The sequence below is a fragment of the Cupriavidus sp. HPC(L) genome, from assembly GCF_000307735.3.
Classification (GTDB): domain Bacteria; phylum Pseudomonadota; class Gammaproteobacteria; order Burkholderiales; family Burkholderiaceae; genus Cupriavidus.
The window spans coordinates 1-2,374 of the sequence record NZ_AMPR02000321.1; the positions used below are offsets into that span (position 1 = coordinate 1).

The window sequence follows — 2,374 nt, forward strand, 5'->3', positions numbered from 1 at the left end:
CTGCGCCAGGCCGCCGAGCGCGCCGCCGGCGCCGCAGATCACGCCGGTCAACGCCACCGTCAAGCTGGGCAGGATCGCCGAGAAACGCTTCGTCACGCGCGTCGACGTCGAACAGGCGCGCGGCTATTCCGGCTATGGCGTTGGGGTGGGCGCCGCCAGCGGGGGCGGCTGGAGCGGTGGCGGCGTCGGGGTCGGGCTGGCGTTCGACCTGGGCCGGCTGCTGAATCGCCCGCCGGTGCAGCAAGTCGACATCTTTGCCTACGAGATCAAGCTGAACGACGGCACCGCTGCGACGGTCAACGGCCCGGCGGCGCCAGGGCTCGATGTCGGCAGCTGCGTGCGCGTGGTCTACGCGGACGGACGGCGCGAGCCGGGGCTGGCGCCGTCCAACGAGTGCTGAGCCGGCGCCGGCATCGTCGGCGCCGTGGCGGCGATCAGGCGGCCTTGCGCGAATCGCGCAGCTCGCGGCGCAGGATCTTGCCGACGTTGGTCTTCGGCAGTTCGGTGCGGAACTCGACGTACTTCGGCCGCTTGTAGCCCGTCAGCCGGTCCTTGCAGAACGCGATCACGTCCTGCTCGGTCAGCGCCGGATCCTTCCTGACGACGAACAGCTTGACCACCTCGCCCGAATGTTCGTCCGGCACGCCGACCGCCGCGACCTCGAGCACGCCCGGGCACTCCGCGACCACGCCCTCGATCTCGTTCGGGTACACGTTGAAGCCCGACACCAGGATCATGTCCTTCTTGCGGTCGACGATGCGGGTATAGCCGCGCTCGTCGATGATGCCGATATCGCCGGTCTTGAAGAAGCCGTCCGGCGTCATGACCTTGGCGGTCTCGTCCGGCCGGTTCCAGTAGCCGGCCATCACCTGCGGTCCGCGGATGCAGATCTCGCCCGGCTGGCCCAGCGGCACGTCGCGGCCGTCGTCGTCGCGGATGGCGATTTCCGTGGACGGCAGCGGCAGGCCGATGGTGCCCGAGAAGGCGTCGCTGTCGGTCGGATTGCAGGTCGCCGACGGCGAGGTCTCGGACAGGCCATAGCCTTCGATGATCGGGCAGCCGGTCTTGGCCAGCCATTTCTTGGCCACCGCCTCCTGCACCGCCATGCCACCGCCGTTGGCCACGCGCAGCCCCGAGAAATCGACCTTGTCGATGTCCGGATGGTTGATCAGCGCGTTGTACAGCGTGTTGACCGCCGGGAACATGTGGAAGCGGTACTTCTGCAGCTCCTTGATGAAGCCCGGGATATCGCGCGGATTCGGAATCAGCACGCTGAGGCCGCCGCTGCGCATGCCCAGCAGCCCGCAGACCGTCAGCGCGAAGATGTGATACAGCGGCAGCGCGGTGATCGTCACCACCTGGTCGATCGGCGCGCCCTTGGCCAGCGCGGGCTGCATCCACGCATGCGACTGCAGCACGTTGGCGACCACGTTCCGGTGCAGCAGCACCGCGCCCTTGGACACGCCGGTGGTGCCGCCGGTGTACTGCAGGAAGGCGATGTCGTCCGGGCCGGTATCGACCGGCTTGCGCTGCAGCCGGCTGCCCTCGGCCAGCGCCGTGGGGAAGCGCACGCAGTTCGGCAGCTCCCATGCGGGCACCATCTTCTTGACGTTGCGCACGACGAAGTTGACCACCGCGCCCTTCAGGCCGCCGAGCATGTCGCCCATGCTGGCCACCACCACGTGCTTGACCGGCGTGGCCGACAGCACCTGCTGCAGCGTGGCGGCGAAGTTCTCCAGGATCACGATCGCCTCGGCGCCGCTGTCCTTGAGCTGGTGCTCGAGCTCGCGCGGCGTGTACAGCGGATTGACGTTGACGACGACCATGCCGGCGCGCAGCACGCCGGCCAGCACCACCGGGTATTGCAGCACGTTCGGCATCATGATCGCGACGCGCGCGCCGGGCTTCAGTCCGCGCGCCTGCAGCCAGGCGGCGAAGTGGCCGGACAGCCGGTCCAGCTCGGCATAGGTGATCGCCTTGTCCATGCAGACGAAGGCGCGCCGGTCCGCGTAGTCCCGAAAGGATTCCTCCAGCAGTTGGGCAAGCGACCGGTACTGGCTGGCGTCGATCTCGGCGGGGACGCCTGCCGGATAGTATTTCAGCCACTGCTTTTCCATATGCCGTCTCCTGGTTTCTGAATGATCGTTCGATTTTTGCAACGCTAAACGGCGATGCTAAACGGCGGGCCCCCTTAAGACAACACCAGGACGACACGTTAGATGAAGTCCTCTGGACCGCTGCCAGTGTAATGGCGCCCGATCGCGCCGTCGGTGTGCGCGCCGGCGCGGGAATACCCTAGGACCCGCCGGACTGCCCGGTGGCGGCACCCGGGCCGGCCGAGGCATGGCCCGCCGCGTCGCCGCCGCTGCCGGCG

At 68.2% G+C, this 2,374-nt stretch carries 2 protein-coding genes; one reads left to right on the top strand and one right to left on the bottom strand.

Annotated features, from left to right (window positions below; genetic code table 11):
- The coding region (locus B551_RS26660; protein WP_023264584.1) for a hypothetical protein at positions 1–400 on the top strand (400 nt) is incomplete at its 5' end.
- Positions 401–434: 34 nt separating this feature from the next.
- On the opposite strand, the gene B551_RS16530 is transcribed toward B551_RS26660, so the two are convergent.
- Positions 435–2,117 carry a long-chain fatty acid--CoA ligase gene (locus tag B551_RS16530; protein ID WP_006577770.1) on the bottom strand — a complete coding sequence of 561 codons (1,683 nt, stop codon included), beginning with the start codon at positions 2,115–2,117 and terminating at the stop codon, positions 435–437.
- Positions 2,118–2,374: the final 257 nt, after the last annotated feature.